The sequence below is a fragment of the Sphaerisporangium rhizosphaerae genome (genome assembly GCF_042665155.1).
Lineage (GTDB): Bacteria > Actinomycetota > Actinomycetes > Streptosporangiales > Streptosporangiaceae > Sphaerisporangium > Sphaerisporangium rhizosphaerae.
Genome location: NZ_JBHTCG010000006.1, coordinates 295,481 through 311,475, shown reverse-complemented (window position 1 = coordinate 311,475; position 15,995 = coordinate 295,481). Strand labels below are relative to the sequence as shown.

Here is a 15,995-nt window from a genome sequence, read left to right as displayed (position 1 = left end):
CCGCGGTCCGGAGAAAGGGCATCACATGGTCATCGTCATGGCCCCCGGGGCCACTCAGCAGGACGTCGACGCCATCGTCGACCTCGTCGCCACGGCCGGCGGTGATGCGTTCGTCAGCCGTGGCGTCAATCGGACGATCATCGGCCTGGTCGGCGACATCGCCCAGTTCATGAACCTGAACCTGGGCGGGATGAACGGCGTGGCCGACGTCATGCGCGTCTCGACCCCCTACAAGCTCGTGAGCAGGGACAACCATCCCGACCGGTCGACGGTGCGGGTCGGCGGGGTGCCGATCGGGCCGGACACGGTCACGCTGATCGCCGGGCCGTGCGCCGTGGAGACCCCCGACCAGACGCTCGCCGCCGCCCGCATGGCCGAGGCCGCCGGCGCGACCCTGCTGCGCGGCGGCGCGTACAAGCCCCGCACCTCCCCCTACGCCTTCCAGGGGCTCGGCGAGGCCGGGCTGCGCATCCTGGCCGACGTGCGCGCCGAGACCGGACTGCCCATCGTGACCGAGGTGGTGGACGCCCACGACGTCGAACTCGTCGCCTCCTACGCCGACATGCTGCAGGTCGGCACGCGCAACGCGCAGAACTTCGCGCTGCTGCAGGCCGTCGGGTCGGTGGGCCGTCCGGTCATGCTGAAGCGCGGCATGAACGCCACGATCGAGGAATGGCTCATGGCGGCCGAGTACATCGCCCAGCGCGGCAACCTGGACATCGTCCTGTGCGAGCGCGGCATCCGCACGTTCGAGACCGCAACGCGCAACACCCTGGACATCTCGGCCGTGCCGGTGGCCCAGCGGCTGTCGCACCTGCCGGTCATCGTCGACCCCTCGCACTCGGGCGGCCGCCGCGACCTGGTGCTCCCGCTGACCCGCTCGGCGATCGCCGTGGGGGCCGACGGTGTGATCATCGACGTGCACCCGACCCCCGAGCAGGCGCTCTGCGACGGCCCCCAGGCGCTCGTGGACGGCGACCTGGCCGAACTGGCCGCCATCGCGCGCGACTTCCCCCCGCTGATGAACCGCACCCTGGCCACCAAGCTCGCCCCGGTGGTCTAGAACGGCCGGCGCCGGCCGGTCAGACCGCGGCGGGCGCGGCCGGCGCGGCGTCCACCGCGGGCGCGTCATCTGCGGCCGGCGCGGCGTCCGCGGCGTTCGGGGCATCCGCGGCCTTCGGGCTCCGCCGGACGGCCGCGGGCGTGCCGTCCAGCTTGTACTCCTGGATGGAGTCGGCGAGCTGGACGGCGAGCTCCTCGGCGTCCAGGCGCTTCTCGATCTGCCGCAGGTCGGCGATCTTGGCGGCGGTCTCGGCGCGGCGCGGGGTCAGCAACGTGCAGCAGTCCTCGTCGGGCAGTTCGGAGATCTGCAGGGTGCCGATGCGCCGCGCCTCCGCCATGATCTCGGTCTTGTCCATGCCGATGAGCGGGCGCAGGATCGGAAGCTCCACGGCGTCGTCCAGCGCGGTGATGTTCTGCAGGGTCTGCGAGGAGACCTGGCCGAGGGAGTCGCCGGTGACCAGCACGTTGCGGCGCAGGCGGTGGGCGACCTCCTCCGCGGTCTTGAGCATCAGGCGGCGCTGCGCCACGACCTGCAGGCGGTCGGCGCCGGATGCCTTGAGCGACTGCTGCGCCTTGCCGAACGGCACCACGAACAGCCGCGCGTTCCCCTGGAACTTGCTCAGCGCCCGCACGAGGGCGTACGCCTTGTAGATCGACTCCGAGGTGGTGAACGGGATGCCGGAGAAGTGCAGGAAGTCGACCTGCAGGCCGCGCCGCAGCATGCGGTAGGCGGCCACCGGGGAGTCGATGCCGCCGGACATCAGCACCAGGCCGCGCCCGCTGGTGCCCACCGGCAGGCCGCCCTGGCCGGGCAGGCCGTCGGTGAAGACGAACACCTCGTCCCTGTCGACCTCGATGTTCACGGTGAGCTCGGGGTTCTTCAGGCGCACGGGCAGGCCGTACTTGTCGTTGATCTCGCCGCCGACCATGCGGTCGAGCTCGTTGGAGCGCAGCGGGAAGCGCTTGTCGCGGCGGCGGGAGCGCACGGCGAAGGTGGCGCGGCGCTCGACCTCGGGGCGGCCGGCGACCAGTTCGAGCGCGGCGGCGGTGACCGCCTCGGGGTTCTTGGCGACCCGCCAGGCCCGGTGCACCCAGACCAGCCCGATCACGTCGGTGAGACGCTCGGCGATGGCGTCGGCGGTCTCCACGCCGGTTCCCTCGGGCAGCAGGATGGCGATGACGCCGTGGCGCTGCCGCACGTCGACCTTGACGCCGAAGCCCTTCAGCGCCGCCTTGATGTTGGCCTGCAACTGCCGCTCGAACAGCTCGCGGTTCCTGCCCTTGAGGACGACCTCGCCCAGTTTGAGCAGCACACAGGGCTCACCCAGAGCTGACGGGGGCACGACGGACATGGGGCTGCCTCCGGCGGGGATGGTGGAGTCGGGTGGGGACACGTGCCGGCGGAAGGTCCTCCCGCGCTGCGCACCCCTCAATTTATCCCTTATCGAGGGCCGTCGGTCCCGCCCGCCGCCGGCGGTGGCCGCCATCGGACCCGGCGAGGGGGCCGTCCGGCGGAAACGACCACCGGGATCTCGCCTTTCCGGCCTCCAGAAATTCCATGAAACGGCTGGACCGATTACTGTTCCGAGCAGTGCTCATCATCCGGAAACATCCGGATTACCCGCCGTAGATCATCTTTATCCTCAAGGACGCCCAGTGTCGCATATTGACCACTTCGCGCAAGGAATATTCACTCCGCTGGCCGCGTACGTGATGTCGGTCATCGGATCATTTCTGAGTCTGCTGCTGGCGAGCCGGGCACGCGGGACGCACGGCGGCGCCCGCCTGCGGTGGCTGGCCGGCGCCGCGCTCGCGCTCGGCGGCACCGGCATCTGGGTGATGCACTTCGTCGCCATGATGGGATTCCGCGTCCCGGGCACGGCGATCACCTACGACGTCCCGCTCACCATCGTGTCCGCCCTGGTGGCCGTCGTCATCGTCGGCGTCGGCCTGGCCGTGGTCTCGTGGTCGGGCGAGCGCCTGCCCGCGCTGCTCGGCGCGGGGCTGCTCACCGGGCTCGGGGTCGCCGCCATGCACTACCTCGGCATGGCCGCCATGAACATGGCCGCCGTCAAGCACTACGCCGCGCTGCCGGTCGTGGCGTCGGTGCTGATCGCGGTGGTGGCCTCGACCGTGGCGCTGTGGTTCAGCCTGCGGGTGGAGGGACTGCTCGCGACCACGGGCGCCGCGCTCATCATGGGCGTCGCGGTCACCGGCATGCACTACACCGGCATGTTCTCGCTCAGCGTCACAGTGGATCGCTCCAACACCGGCCAAATGCTCGCCGGCGCGACCGCCATGAGCTTCCTGCTGCCGCTCCTCATCGGGATCAGCCTGGTCACCCTGGTCCTGCTGCTGGTGGTGACGCTGGCGCCGTCCCGGGAGGAACTGGAGAGCGAGACCAGGCTGCTCGCCCAGATCGAGGAGCAGCGTGCGCGGGCCGGCGCCGCCGCCCCGGTGGCGGCGCCCCCGTCCCGGCCGCAGCCGCCGGGCGCCGGGTCCCTGTTCCAGCGGCGTGACGGGCGGGAGCCCTGAGACGCGACCCACGCGAACGGCGGACAAGGAAAACCGCCCCTGGCCGTGACGGCCGGGGCGGTGGACGCACGCGGGCGTGCCGTGCGGCGGGCCGGCGCCGCCGGCGCGGGCCCGCCGGCGCGGCCCGGGGCGGATCAGCCGAAGAAGACCTCGGCCTCCTCGTAGCGGGACACCGGCACGGTCTTCAGCTCGGAGGTGGCGGCGTCCAGGCCGACCCGGACGATGTCGGTGCCGCGCAGCGCGACCATCTTGCCGAAGTCGCCCTCGTGGGCGGCGTCGATCGCCTGCAGGCCGAAGCGGGTGGCGAGCACGCGGTCGAAGGCGCTCGGGGTGCCGCCGCGCTGGACGTGGCCGAGCACGGTGGTGCGGGCCTCCTTGCCCGTGCGCTTCTCGATCTCGCGGGCGAGCTGCTCGCCGATGCCGCCGAGGCGGACGTGGCCGAAGGCGTCCAGCTCGCCGGCCTGCAGCGCCATCTGGCCCTCGACCGGGTGCGCGCCCTCGGCGACCACGATGATGGGCGAGTAGCGGATCTTGAAGCGGCTCTCGACGTACTCGCAGACCTTGTCGATGTCGAAGGGCTTCTCGGGGATCAGGATGACGTTGGCGCCGCCCGCCATGCCGGCGTGCAGGGCGATCCACCCGGCGTGCCGGCCCATGACCTCGCAGATCAGCGCGCGGTGGTGGGACTCGGCCGTGGTGTGCAGGCGGTCGATCGCCTCGGTGGCGATGTTGACGGCCGTGTCGAAGCCGAAGGTGTAGTCGGTGGCGTTGAGGTCGTTGTCGATCGTCTTGGGCACGCCGACGACGTTGACCCCGCGGTCGAACAGCTGCTTGGCGACGCCCAGGGTGTCCTCGCCGCCGATGGCGATCAGCGCGTCGACGCCGGTGTCGGCCAGGTTCTGCTTGATGCGGTCGACCCCACCGTCGATCTTGATGGGGTTGGTGCGCGACGAGCCGAGGATCGTGCCGCCGCGCGGGAGGATGCCGCGCACGGTCGAGATCTCCAGCGGCATCGTCTCGCCCTCGAGCGGGCCGCGCCAGCCGTCACGGAAGCCCACGAACTCGTGGCCGTGGACGCCGATGCCCTTACGGACGACGGCGCGGATGACCGCGTTCAGTCCGGGGCAGTCTCCGCCTCCTGTGAGCACGCCGATACGCATGACGGGTTCCTCCCGATGGGGTACGCATTGAGGTTACGGGTGAGATGCATGGCCGCCGTGGACGCTTCGCGGGCTCCTGTGGCCGCCGACGTACAGATTTTGCCCCAGCCCGCCTAATTGGTCTAGACCAAGCGGTGGGAGGCCAATCTCACCCTACCGGTGCGACTCAGATCGACAGGGCGAGTACGCAGGAAGGGCTGCCGATCTTGTAGACCTCGCCGGTGGGCACGGGGATGCCGTCGCGCAGCTCGAAGGTCGCGACCGCGTCCGACCGCTGGTTGGCGACGTACATGCGCTCGCCCGCCACGGCGAAGTGGCGCGGCCACAGGCCGCCCGACCCGACCTCGGCCACCTGGGTCAGCGCGGCCGGCTCGCCGCCCTCGGGCCCGACCTCGAAGACGCCGATGGTGTCGGGCCCGCGGTTGGCGACGTACAGGTGCCGGCCGTCGGCGGACAGCTCGACGTGGGAGACGTAGTTCGGCCCGGTCACGTGGCTGGCCGGGGTGCGCGCGAGCTCGCGCCAGGAGGCGTCGTAGACCGCGACCGTCCCGTCCAGTTCGCAGCCCACGTACCAGCGGCCCTCGCGGTGGACCATGTGGCGCGGCCCGCTGCCCGGCTTCAGCCGCACCGGGCCCTCCGGGTGCTCGGCGGGCCCGCCGCCGAGCAGGTGGCGCCGCACCTCGTCGGTGCCGAGGTCGGTGACGTGCAGCACGGCTCCGGGACCGAACACCGCCTGGTGGGCGTGCGGCTCGGCTTGGCGGGCCGGGTCGGGGCCGTGGCCCTCGTGGGGGAACAGCTTGGGCGGGCCCTGGAACAGGCCGGAGCTGCCGAGCCGGTAGACCGCCACCGTGCCGTCGCCGTAGTTGGCGACCGCGAGCCAGGTGCCGGTCGGGTCCACGGCCAGATGGCAGGGGTAGGACCCGCCGCTCGTGCCGTCGGCGAGCGGCGCGGGACCCTGCGGGTCGGCGGAGTAGGCGGCCACTCCGCCCTCCTCGCACTCCAGCGCCGCGTACAGCACGGGCAGCCGGGGGTGCAGGGCCAGGAACGACGGTCCGGGGGCCTCGGTCTCGGCCAGGGCCCGCAGGGCGCCGTCGGCCTCCCTGCGGACGACGCTCAGGCCGGGGCCCGTCCCCCCGGTGCCCGGTGTGTATCCGCCGATGTAGAGCAGCTCGCGCCCGGATGTCATGTGATCGACGATACCGTCACGCACCCGCTCCGACCTTGATCGGGGTCCCCGTGCCGCCCCGCGTCACCGGGCGCGGAGAGCGGCCGGGAGTGATCGGGTCTGGACGCACGGCCCGTCCTTATGTTTGACTCTGTCAACGAATTACTTGATTGGAGCAACGGTATGGAGGAGCTCGTCGGCCGGGTGCGCGGGTTCAACCGCTTCTACACCCGCCTCATCGGCGTCCTGGGCGCCGGAATGCACGACACGCCGTACTCCCTCACCGAGGCGAGGGTGCTCTACGAGCTGGGCAAGAAGGACGCGACAGAGACCGGCGAGCTGCGCAGGATGCTCGACCTGGACGCCGGCTACCTCAGCCGCATGCTCGCCCGGTTCGAGGCCGACGGCCTGGTCACGCGCGAGCGCTCCGCCGCGGACGCCCGGCGGCAGGTCGTCCGGCTCGGTGAGCGGGGCCAGGCGGTCTGGCGGACGCTCGACGACGCATCGGCCACCGGGGTGCGCGCCCTGCTCGAACCTCTCTCGGAGGAGGACCGGCGGCGCCTCATCGCCGCCATGACCACCGTGCGCCAGGTCCTCGCCGACCGGCCCGCCCCGGACCGCTACGTCATCCGCCCGCCCCGGCCAGGGGACCTCGGCTGGATCGTCCACCGCCACGGCGTGCTGTACGCCGAGGAGCACGGCTGGGACGAGACGTTCGAGGCGCTGACCGCCCGCATCGTCGCCGAGTACGTCGAGGACCACGACCCGCGGCGTGAGGCCGTCTGGATCGCCGAGGTGGACGGCGAGCCCGCCGGCTCGGTGTTCTGCGTCAGGAAGGACGACCGCACGGCCCAGCTCCGCCTGCTGCTGGTCGAGCCGTCCGCGCGCGGCATGGGCATCGGCGGCCGGCTGGTCGAGGAATGCCTGGCCTTCGCCAAGCGGACCGGCTACGAGCGCATCGTGCTCATGACCGTCGACGAACTGGCCGCCGCCCGCCGCGTCTACCAGCGGGCCGGCTTCACCCTCGACGAGCAGTGCGCCAAGCACGCCTACGGCACCAAGGTCACCGAACAATACTGGTCCCGCTCCCTCTGACCCCGCCCCTCCCGGGCGCCGTACGCCCCGGGTGGGACGGGTGCCGTCTCCGGGGCCGGGGCCCGTCCGTCACTGGGCCGCAGGGCGGACGGGCGCCGGGCCCGGAGAGGGCAAACATCGCGCAAAGGGCCGGCCGTGGCGGCTCGTGCCCCGCCTAGGGTCGGCCGGGCCTTCGGGACCATCATGGCCGCGCCGCGTCACGCGGCCCGCCGGTCCAGGGGTGTTGGACCCCGCCGCCCGGCCATGGGAGCAGCCGATGACCACGACGACCGTTCTAGCGCCGCCCGCCCCGAAGATCAGGAACCGCAAGGCGCTGGTCTTCCTCGACCGCGACGGCCGGGGCGCGGCGAGGGCGGGCGGCGCGGCCGACCGCCGGCTCGTCCACGCCCTCACCGGCGAGGGGTACGCCGTCCAGACCGCCGAGTGCGACGCGGACGACCACACCAGGGTGGGCGCGTTCCTGGACGCCGTCGAGCCGGGGGACCTGCTCCTGGTCCGCTGGTCCACCGAGTCGGGGTGGGGTCCGGGCGAGTTCGGCGCGCTGATGGGGGAGTTCGCGCGCCGCGTCGAGCGTTCCGACGGGGCGGCGCTGCTCCTGATCGTGGACTTCGGCTGGCTGGTCACGGCCGGGCCCGGCCACCCGCACGAGACGGTGACCCGCCTGCACGTCCGTGGCGAGCCGGTCGCCGCGGCCGCCGCGCTCACCACCAGTGCCACCATGCCCGGCGAGCGTCCCGGCGGCGCGGTGTCGCTCACGGCGATCCTGGCCGACGGCATCCTGTCCGGCGAGGCCGACCTGGACCGGGACGGCGCCGTGTCCGTCGGCGACCTGTACCGGTACGCCGACGAGCGCTGCGCCGACCTCGGCGCCGACCGGCGGCCGTACCTGCTCACCTACGGCGAGGGCGAGCTGATCGAGGTCGCCCGCGCCCGGCGGCCCGCCGGGGACCTCGGCCCCGCCTTCGCCGCGACGCTCGCCCGCCTGGCGGCCACCGGCGACACGGTCGCCCCCGCCTCCGCCCGCGAGCTGGTCGGCCGCGTCTACGACGTGCACCTGAGCGAGCCGGCGAGGCTGCTGCTGCGCCGGGCGACCCTCCTCACCGAGGACGAGCCGCTCACGCCCGAGACGGCGGCCCTGCTCATGGATGACGCTCCCGCCGGCACGCGCGAAGCGCACGCGCTCGGGGAGCTGGCCGCGTGGGGACTGCTGGGCGAGAACACGCCGTTCGCCGATCCGGCGGTGCGTCCCGCCCTCGCCGGCCGGCCCGACGCGCGGGAGCTGGCACGGGTCTCGGCGGGGCTGCGCCGGTGGCGGGCCGCACGGCGCGCCGTCCAGCCTCGTGCCCGGCTGACCGGCGACCGGTGGACCCTGCGGGACCGCCTCGGCCACAGGGTGCACGCCGAAGCGATCGCGGCGTTCGTCCGCCACCCGGAGACGCGGCCGCCGCTGACCGTCGGCGTCAAGGGGCCGTGGGGCGCGGGCAAGACGTCGCTGATGCGCATGGTGCAGGACCTGCTCGACCCGGGCGCGGCCGAGGACCGCCCCGCCGCGATCCACCTCGCCACTCCGGCGGAGGACCTCGCCTTCGGGCCGGACGGTCGTGCCCGCGCCCGACACGATCCCGGCCCGGAGCGCGCCGCACGGGACGGTGGGTCTCGCCGGGGGTTCGCCTGGTGGAGTGGAGGGCTCTTCCGGAGGCGTGCCGGGTGGGGTGAGGGGTCCGGTCCTGGAGGAGGGGGTGGCTCACGGGGTGGCTCGGCGGGGCGGGTGACCAATGCGGAGGTGCTCTCGCGTGCCAGGCGGGCCGAGCCCGGGGGCCGGGAGTACGCGGTCCCCGGCGAGCTTCCCCTGCGGCACGCCGACTGGCGGCCGACCGTCTGGTTCAACCCCTGGATGTACCAGAGCGGCGAGCAGGTGTGGGCCGGTCTGGCCCACGAGATCATCAGCCAGATCACCTGCCGGCTCCCGCGCGGCGAGCGTGAGCGCTTCTGGCTGGCGCTCAACCTCGCCCGGGTCGACAGGGAGGAGGTGCGCCGCCGGGCCTACCGGCTGGCCGCGACCCGCCTGCTCCCGGTCGCCCTCGCGTTCCTGGCGACGCTGCTGGTCACCGGCGCCTCGCTCGCCGCGTCGGCCCTGGTGCCCGCGGCCGGCTCACTGCTGCGCGGCACGGCCGCGGCCGTCGGGTCGGGCGGCTCGTTCCTCGTCCTGATCGCGGCCGGGGTGCGGCTCGCGCGTTTCATGGGCGAGTCGGCCGACACCGCGTTCACCCGGCTCGTCCGCCAGCCCGACCTGCTCGGCGGCGGGCCCGGCGCGGGCTCGGAGCTGTCGCCCGACCCGGGGTACCGGGCCAGGACCGGGTTCCTGCACCTGGTGCAGACCGACATGCGGCGGGTGCTCGGCATGGTCGCCACCGAGGAGCGCCCGCTGCTGGTGTTCGTGGACGACCTGGACCGCTGCTCGCCGGGGACGGTGGCGCAGGTGATCGAGGCGGTCAACCTGTTCCTCGCCGGGGAGTTCCCCAACTGCGTGTTCGTCCTGGCCATGGAGCCGGAGGTCGTGGCCGCGCATGTCGAGGTGGCCTACCGGGACCTCGCCCGATCGCTCCCCGCCTCCGCCGAGGAGCGTTCCGGTCTCGGGTGGCGCTTCCTGGAGAAGATCGTGCAGCTTCCGCTGAGCGTCCCCATGCTCGACGACGGCGAACGGCTGCCCGCCTACCTGCGCGCCCTGCTGGAAGTGCCCGCCCCGCCCGCGAGCCCCCCGGACGACCGGCGCTCCGGCCCTCCGCCCGGCCAGGAACACCCGCCCGCGCCCGAACCGGCCGCGAGCCCACCGCTCACCACGCACCCGGCCCCCTGGGACGGCGGAACCGCCCCAAGCCCACGGCACACCACGCGCCCGTACCCGAGCCCCGGGGACGGCGCGCCGGTCCCGGGCCCACCGCGCCCCACGCGCTCCGCCCGCGGCCCCCGGGGCGGCGGAAGGGGGGTGCGCCTGTCCGGGAGGGCCGAGCCGGAGGTCAGAGCCGACCCAGGGCTGGTGGACCGCGTCGAGGCGGCGATCAGGGCGATGGGCCCGACGGCCGGCGACCTGGACATCGTCGCGCGTGACGCGCAGGACCAGGTGGGCGCGGCGGACGGCGACGCCATCGGCGGGCTGTCGGCCGCGACGCGCCTGGCGGCGGACCGGGTCTACGACGACCTCTACAGCGACGAGAACGCCTACGCCGCGATCGCGCGGGTGCTGCCCGTCCTCACGCTGAGCAACCCCCGGGAGCTCAAGCGGTATGTGAACGTCTTCCGGTTCTACTCCTTCGTGACCTACCGGCGCGCCCTGGCCGGGGCGGCGAAGGCGACCGACGAGGAGGTCGCGAAGCTCGCGGTGCTCGCCATCCGCTGGCCGCATCTGCTGTCCTTGCTCGCCCGCGAACTGGACGGCCCGCCACTCCCCCGCGACCGCCCCGCCACGCCGGACATGCCCGGCCAAGAAGCGCCATTCACTCCGGCATTTCCGGTGATCTCGGAATCATCGCCGCCGCCGGACGCCCCGGGGCGTCCCGGATCCGCGGCAGGACGGACGGCGCTCGACGTTCTTGAGCGGGCGGCCGGCGCGGACGAGGACGCCTGGGCCCGCGCCCTCGTCGAGGTGGGCCTGGTGCGCGGCGCCAGAGCCGGCGCCGCGCGCTGGGACGCCCTCCGCGCCCTCCTGGGCGCCGGCCCGCCCGTCGCCCACCTCGCCTGGCGGCTGCTGTGAGCCGGGCCCAGTGGTCCCTGCGGCCGCCGCGGTGAGCGGGGCCAGGGTCCCTGCGGCCGCCGCCGTGAGCGGGGCCGGGGTGCTCACGGCCGCCGCCGCGAGCCCGGCCGGGGTCAGCGCTGGGCCTGGATCATCCAGTGCTGCTTCTCGAGGCCCTCGGTGATCTGGATGAGGAGGTCCTGGGTGACCGGGTCCGGCTCCTCGGTGGCGGCGATGCGCTCGCGCATCCGGGCGATCATCTCGCCGAGGATGTCGGTGAACGCGGCGACCACCTTGCCGTCCTCGATGTATCCGGTGTCGAACTGTCTGATCTGGGTGTCGCGGGCGACGGTCGCCGCGCGGCCGTCCGGGTTGACGCCCAGGGCGACCGCCCGCTCGGCCGCGCTGTCGGCGCCGGTCCGCGCCAGGGCCACGATCTCGTCCAGCTGCAGGTGCAGCGAACGGAAGTTGCGGCCTATCAGGTTCCAGTGCGCCTGCTTGCCCAGGAGCGAGAGGTCGAGCAGGTCGATGAGAGCTCCCTGCAGCGCATCGCCCGCGATCTTCTGCTTGTCGCTCGGGAGCGGGCTGGTGATCTGGGCCATGAAGCATCTTCCCCTCAAGAATGATCGACGGCCTTCTACCTGGCTACCTAGAACGCCCTAACCGGTCTCCCGAAGCGCTAAACATTGACAGTGTCATAGTTGCAGTGTCAGCATGGAAGCATGAGTGACACCTGGACGATCGGCGAGCTGGCGGAGCACGCGGCGCACCTGCTGCCGTCCTCGCCGCGGCGGCCCAACGGCCGGGTCAGAGACGTGCCCAACGAGCGGCTCATCCGCTGGTACACCACGATCGGCCTGCTCGACCCGCCGCTCACCCGCCGCGGCCGGGTCGCGCTGTACGGCAGGCGTCACCTGCTCCAGCTGGTCGCCGTCAAGCGCCTGCAGGCCGAGGGCCGGTCCATCGCCGACATCCAGGCCGAGCTGGCCGGCGCGACCGACACGGCGCTGGAGCAGATCGTCGACGCGGCCGGGCGGCCGGTTCCCGCCGCGCCCCGGCCCAGCGCGACCGGCGACCCGGCCGTTGAGCCGACCGGCGATCGGGCCGAGGACTCGACCGGGGACCCCACCGGTGACCCGGCCGGAGACCCGCCGTCCGGCTCCCCCCGCGCCCGGCCGCGCTTCTGGGCGGCCCGCCCGGCCGCCGCGGGAACCCGCACGCCCGCGACGGACCCGGCCGCGGCTCCGGCCCACGGGCGCGTCGCCGCCGTCCTCGCGACGGGAAGCGAGAGAAGCACGCCGGCCACGGAAGGCGGGACCGGCACGCCGGCGACCGCGGGCGGGACGGGGTCCGGGAGTCCGGCGGCGGTGAACGGGGGGCCGCCGGTGGCGCCCGGGGGGCCGGCGCCGGGCCTGCCAGGAGGGCAGGCCACGCCGCCGGACTTCCTCGCGGCGCCCTTCGCTCCCGAGCAGGCCCTGCCCCGCCCGGCGGGCCGGTGGCCGGGCGTCGTTCCCGCCGCCGCGCCCGCCGATGACCTGGTGCACGGCGTGCGGCTGGCGCCCGAGGTCACGCTCCTGCTCGAAGGGCGGCCTCCCGCCCCCGGCGACATCGCCGCGCTGCGGGAGGCCGCCGCACCGCTGCTCGCCCTGCTGCACGACCGCGGCCTCCTGCCTTCCGGCGTCCCCGGGCATGCCGCCCCGGCCGCCGGCCTCGACCAGTCTCCGCCCGAAAGGTCGTCATCATGACTGTGCAGATCACATCCTTGAAGCCCGGCGAGTACGCCCCGGCGCCCGACGCGGGGCTCGGGACCCTGAGCACCGGCAAGGGGAACCTGCCCCTGGAAAGCGTCGAGGTCGAGGCGAACATCACCGCGCTGACCTGCGGCGTCGAGGTCACGCAGGGTTTTCGCAACCCGCATGACGTGCCCCTGGAGGCGACCTACATCTTCCCGCTGCCCGACCGCGCCGCGGTGACGGCCTTCCGCATGGAGGCCGACGACCGGGTGGTGGAGGGAGTGCTCAAGGAGCGCGGCCAGGCCCGCCAGGACTACGACCGCGCCATCGCGCGAGGGCAGCGCGCCGCCATCGCCGAGGAGGAGCGCCCGGACGTCTTCACCATGCGCGTCGGCAACATCGTCCCCGGCGAGCGGGTGACGGTGCGGCTGACGCTCAGCCAGCCGCTCCCCTACGAGGACGGCGCGGCGACCTTCCGCTTCCCGCTGGTCGTGGCGCCCCGCTACATCCCGGGCACGCCGCTGGACGACCTCGCCGCCGGGGACGGCGTGTCCGCCGACACCGACGCCGTCCCGGACGCCTCGCGGATCACCCCGCCGGTGCTGCTGCCGGGCTTCCCGAACCCGGTGCGGCTGGCCCTGACGGCCCGCGTCGACCCCGCCGGGCTCGACCTGACCGAGATGCGCTCCAGCCTGCACGTCGTCTCCCAGGAGGACGGCGTCGTGCGACTGCTGCCCGGCGAGCGCCTCGACCGTGACTTCGTCCTGCGCCTGGCGTTCGACGCCTCCAGCGCCCTGACCCTCGTCCCCGACGGCGAGACCCGCCGACCGGCGCCCACCGCCGAGACCGGAGCCGACACCGGAGCCGACGGCGTCGACGCCGAGATCGACGGGGAGGCCGACGGGGACGGCACGTTCGTGCTGACCGTGCTCCCGCCCGCGCGGACCGACGCCCGGCGCGGGCCGAGGGACGTGGCGCTGCTGCTGGACCGCTCGGGCAGCATGACCGGGTGGAAGATGGTCGCCGCCCGGCGGGCCGCGGCGCGCATCGTCGACACCCTGTCCTCCGCCGACCGGTTCGCCGTCCTGTCCTTCGACAGCGTCGTCGAGCGTCCCCTCGGCGTGGACGCGGGCCTGGTCCCGGCGACCGACCGCAACCGCTACCGGGCCGTCGAGCACCTGGCCCGGCTGGAGGCGCGGGGCGGCACCGAGATGCTGCAGCCGATGGAGGAGGCGCTCGGCCTGCTGGAGGATCCCGGCAGGGAACGGGTGCTCGTCCTGGTCACCGACGGGCAGGTCGGCAACGAGGACCAGATCCTGGAACGCCTCGGCTCGCGGCTGGCGGCCGTGCGCGTGCACACCGTCGGCATCGACCGGGCGGTGAACGCCGGGTTCCTCGGCCGGCTGGCCGGGCTCGGCGCGGGCCGCTGCGAGCTGGTGGAGTCGGAGGACCGTCTCGACGAGGCGATGGAGCACATCCACCGCCGCATCGGGTCGCCGCTGGTCACCGGCCTGTCGCTGAAGGCCGAGGGGCTGGAGGTGGTGGCGGGCAGCGTGACCCACCTGGGTTCGCTGTACTCGGGCGTCCCGCTCACCGTCTACGGGCGGTACCGGGGCGCCTCCCGCGGGGCGCTGACCGTCCACGGCCTGCGCGAGGACGGCGGCCCGTGGGAGCAGCGGCTGGAGGGCCGGCCCGCCGAGGGGGACGCGCCGCGGGCCATCTGGGCGCGGGCCCACCTGCGCCGGCTGGAGGACCGCTACGCGGTCGGCGAGCACGCCCTGGAGCACGACATCGTCGCCGCCTCGCTGCGGCACGGCGTGCTGTGCCGGTTCACCGCGTTCGTGGCCGTGGACACCCGGGTCGTGGCCGAAGGCGGGCCGCGGCACCGGGTGGTGCAGCCGGTGGAGCTGCCCAGCGGCTGGGAGGCGCCCGGCTTCGCCGCGCCCATCGCCGCCGCGCCGATGGCCGCCTCCGCGCCCGCCGTCTTCAGCGTCATGGGCGGGGAGGGCACGCTCATGGCGGGCGGCGGCCCGGCTCCGGGCGCGGCCGGCGCGCCGGTGGGCGACGCGGCGTTCGGAGGGGGGCCGTTCGCCGTCCCGTCGGGCGCGCCGCGCGGCCCGATGTTCGCGCGGCCGTCGAGCCCGAGGATGGCGCCCCCCGCGCCGCCGGTCCCGCACTCGCTGGACATCGTCCGGCCGCAACTGGCCGCCGAGCTGGCACGGCTGCGCGAGCAGGAGGCGCTCGCCGCGCCCGAGCGCAGGCGCTACCTGGCCGACCTGGGCAGCCGCCTGGCCGCGCTGGCGGCCTACGTGGGCGGGGAGAACGAGCTGTCGGCGCTGGCCCGCGACCTGTCGGCCTGCGAGGGCGACCCGGCCGCCGACGTCGACGCCCTGTGGCGCCGCGCCGTCGAACGGCTGACCGCCCTGAGCGGCGACGGCACCTCGGCCGGCACCACCGGGTCCGCCGCGGGCCGGCCCCGCGCCCAGCGCGCGTCCTTCTGGAAGCGCTCCTGACGAAGCGGCCGGCGGCCCGGCGCCGGCCCGGCGGTGACTCGCCGTGGCCGGCGCCGGTCCCGCGCTCACGCGGAGATCGCCGGTGGTCAGGCTTGGGGGCGGGCCCCCTCCGCGCGGAAGGCGGCCTCAGCCGGGGTCGCCGAGCCGGCGGTAGGCGGGGCGGAGGATGTCCAGCAGAGGGATGTGGCGCACCTTCACGGCGGGCGGCTCCAGGGCGCGCAGCAGCAGCTCCGGCGGCGCGGCGGCCCCGCCGGGACGGGGGCGCAGGCGGCCGAGCGGCACCGAGGACGCGTAGAAGTCGCCGGTGCGCTCGGCGAACGGGACGTCGTCCACGTGCAGCGGGTCCTGCGGCTCCTCCTCCTCGTCCGGCGTCCCCCGCAGGGCCTCCAGCAGCGGTTCCTTGGCCCGTCCCCGCCAGGCGAGCACCAGGAACGGGTCCTGGTCGAACGCCTCGCCGAGCAGGTAGAGCACGGCGGACAGGTGCTTGCACGGCGACCCCCAGTCGGGGCACGAGCAGTCCATGTCCAGCTCGGCGGCGCCGGAGGGGAACAGCGGCAGCCCGAGGTCGTCGAACACCTTGACGATCTCGGGAGGCATCTCGCCCGCCAGGAGCTTCGCGCGGTACAGCGCCTGCCCGGCCAGGGCGTCCTGGACGGCGGCCCAGGCGTCCGCGCCGTAGGCGGGGATGCGGATCGACACGTGGTAGGGGGCCGGCCGCGACCCCTGGACCGCCGCCTCGACCCGCCCGGCCGCCAGGTCGATGGACAGCACCTGGCCCTTCCTCGCGTAGGCGCGTCCTCGGCTGAGCCGTCCGGCGTCGCAGACGCGCTCGAGGATGTCGATGAACCTGCGCGACCACCACTGCTCGCCGATCGAGCCGCGCCTGCTGCGCGCCTGGATGCCGCCCTCCACCTTGATCGGCGCGGCGGCCTCGAACCAGCCGTCCTTGCCCAGGGGCATCTCAGCTCACCGCCTTCGGGCCGGACCTCGGGGACACCGTCA

General features: G+C 74.4%; 11 protein-coding genes. 6 read left to right on the top strand and 5 right to left on the bottom strand.

Annotation, left to right across the window (positions count from 1 at the left end; genetic code table 11):
- The first annotated feature begins 25 nt into the window (after window positions 1–25).
- Window positions 26–1,063, top strand: coding sequence for a 3-deoxy-7-phosphoheptulonate synthase (gene aroF, locus ACFQSB_RS12110; RefSeq protein WP_354843321.1), 1,038 nt, complete (start codon window positions 26–28; stop codon window positions 1,061–1,063).
- Window positions 1,064–1,082: 19 nt separating this feature from the next.
- On the opposite strand, the gene thiI is transcribed toward aroF, so the two are convergent.
- Window positions 1,083–2,414, bottom strand: coding sequence for a tRNA uracil 4-sulfurtransferase ThiI (gene thiI, locus ACFQSB_RS12105; RefSeq protein ID WP_380826325.1), 1,332 nt, complete (start codon window positions 2,412–2,414; stop codon window positions 1,083–1,085).
- A 304-nt stretch (window positions 2,415–2,718) separates the two neighbouring features.
- Here thiI and ACFQSB_RS12100 point away from each other — a divergent pair, with 304 nt between their 5' ends.
- Window positions 2,719–3,597 carry an MHYT domain-containing protein gene (locus tag ACFQSB_RS12100; protein WP_380826324.1) on the top strand — a complete coding sequence of 293 codons (879 nt, stop codon included), beginning with the start codon at window positions 2,719–2,721 and terminating at the stop codon, window positions 3,595–3,597.
- Window positions 3,598–3,731: 134 nt separating this feature from the next.
- Here the strand turns inward: ACFQSB_RS12100 and ACFQSB_RS12095 are convergent, their stop codons facing one another.
- Together ACFQSB_RS12095 and ACFQSB_RS12090 are read right to left on the bottom strand one after the other, a co-directional pair.
- Window positions 3,732–4,757 carry a 6-phosphofructokinase gene (locus ACFQSB_RS12095; protein WP_354843330.1) on the bottom strand — a complete coding sequence of 342 codons (1,026 nt, stop codon included), beginning with the start codon at window positions 4,755–4,757 and terminating at the stop codon, window positions 3,732–3,734.
- 166 nt (window positions 4,758–4,923) lie between these two features.
- Window positions 4,924–5,943 carry a lactonase family protein gene (locus ACFQSB_RS12090; RefSeq protein ID WP_380826322.1) on the bottom strand — a complete coding sequence of 340 codons (1,020 nt, stop codon included), beginning with the start codon at window positions 5,941–5,943 and terminating at the stop codon, window positions 4,924–4,926.
- Between the two features lie 162 nt (window positions 5,944–6,105).
- Between ACFQSB_RS12090 and ACFQSB_RS12085 the strand changes: the two genes are divergently transcribed.
- Window positions 6,106–7,017: a bifunctional helix-turn-helix transcriptional regulator/GNAT family N-acetyltransferase gene (locus ACFQSB_RS12085; RefSeq protein WP_380826320.1), complete on the top strand. Its 912-nt coding sequence runs from the start codon at window positions 6,106–6,108 to the stop codon at window positions 7,015–7,017.
- A 256-nt stretch (window positions 7,018–7,273) separates the two neighbouring features.
- Window positions 7,274–10,768, top strand: a complete 3,495-nt coding sequence (locus ACFQSB_RS12080; RefSeq protein WP_380826319.1) for a P-loop NTPase fold protein — start codon at window positions 7,274–7,276, stop codon at window positions 10,766–10,768.
- A 113-nt stretch (window positions 10,769–10,881) separates the two neighbouring features.
- Here ACFQSB_RS12080 and ACFQSB_RS12075 read toward each other — a convergent pair whose 3' ends face one another.
- Window positions 10,882–11,349 carry a Dps family protein gene (locus ACFQSB_RS12075; protein ID WP_380826318.1) on the bottom strand — a complete coding sequence of 156 codons (468 nt, stop codon included), beginning with the start codon at window positions 11,347–11,349 and terminating at the stop codon, window positions 10,882–10,884.
- 120 nt (window positions 11,350–11,469) lie between these two features.
- On the opposite strand from ACFQSB_RS12075, the gene ACFQSB_RS12070 reads away from it, so the two are divergent.
- Together ACFQSB_RS12070 and ACFQSB_RS12065 are read left to right on the top strand one after the other, a co-directional pair.
- Entirely contained in the window at window positions 11,470–12,492 is a 1,023-nt protein-coding gene (locus ACFQSB_RS12070; RefSeq protein WP_380826317.1) for a MerR family transcriptional regulator, read from the top strand.
- On the top strand, window positions 12,489–14,993 hold the full coding sequence (locus tag ACFQSB_RS12065; protein WP_380826315.1) for a VIT domain-containing protein: 2,505 nt from the start codon (window positions 12,489–12,491) through the stop codon (window positions 14,991–14,993). Before ACFQSB_RS12070 ends, ACFQSB_RS12065 begins: the two co-directional genes overlap by 4 nt.
- 126 nt (window positions 14,994–15,119) lie before the next feature.
- Here ACFQSB_RS12065 and ACFQSB_RS12060 read toward each other — a convergent pair whose 3' ends face one another.
- A complete protein-coding gene (locus ACFQSB_RS12060; RefSeq protein WP_380826314.1) occupies window positions 15,120–15,953 on the bottom strand; it encodes an SWIM zinc finger family protein in 834 nt (277 codons plus the stop codon).
- Between the last annotated feature and the right edge of the window lie 42 nt (window positions 15,954–15,995).

Coding starts and splice junctions, on each gene's coding strand:
- ACFQSB_RS12070 (WP_380826317.1), top strand. CDS start 11,470: ATGAGTGACACCTGGACGATCGGCGAGCTGGCGGAGCACGCGGCGCAC.
- ACFQSB_RS12090 (WP_380826322.1), bottom strand. CDS start 5,943: ATGACATCCGGGCGCGAGCTGCTCTACATCGGCGGATACACACCGGGC.
- aroF (WP_354843321.1), top strand. CDS start 26: ATGGTCATCGTCATGGCCCCCGGGGCCACTCAGCAGGACGTCGACGCC.
- ACFQSB_RS12060 (WP_380826314.1), bottom strand. CDS start 15,953: ATGCCCCTGGGCAAGGACGGCTGGTTCGAGGCCGCCGCGCCGATCAAG.
- ACFQSB_RS12080 (WP_380826319.1), top strand. CDS start 7,274: ATGACCACGACGACCGTTCTAGCGCCGCCCGCCCCGAAGATCAGGAAC.
- ACFQSB_RS12065 (WP_380826315.1), top strand. CDS start 12,489: ATGACTGTGCAGATCACATCCTTGAAGCCCGGCGAGTACGCCCCGGCG.
- ACFQSB_RS12085 (WP_380826320.1), top strand. CDS start 6,106: ATGGAGGAGCTCGTCGGCCGGGTGCGCGGGTTCAACCGCTTCTACACC.
- thiI (WP_380826325.1), bottom strand. CDS start 2,414: ATGTCCGTCGTGCCCCCGTCAGCTCTGGGTGAGCCCTGTGTGCTGCTC.
- ACFQSB_RS12095 (WP_354843330.1), bottom strand. CDS start 4,757: ATGCGTATCGGCGTGCTCACAGGAGGCGGAGACTGCCCCGGACTGAAC.
- ACFQSB_RS12075 (WP_380826318.1), bottom strand. CDS start 11,349: ATGGCCCAGATCACCAGCCCGCTCCCGAGCGACAAGCAGAAGATCGCG.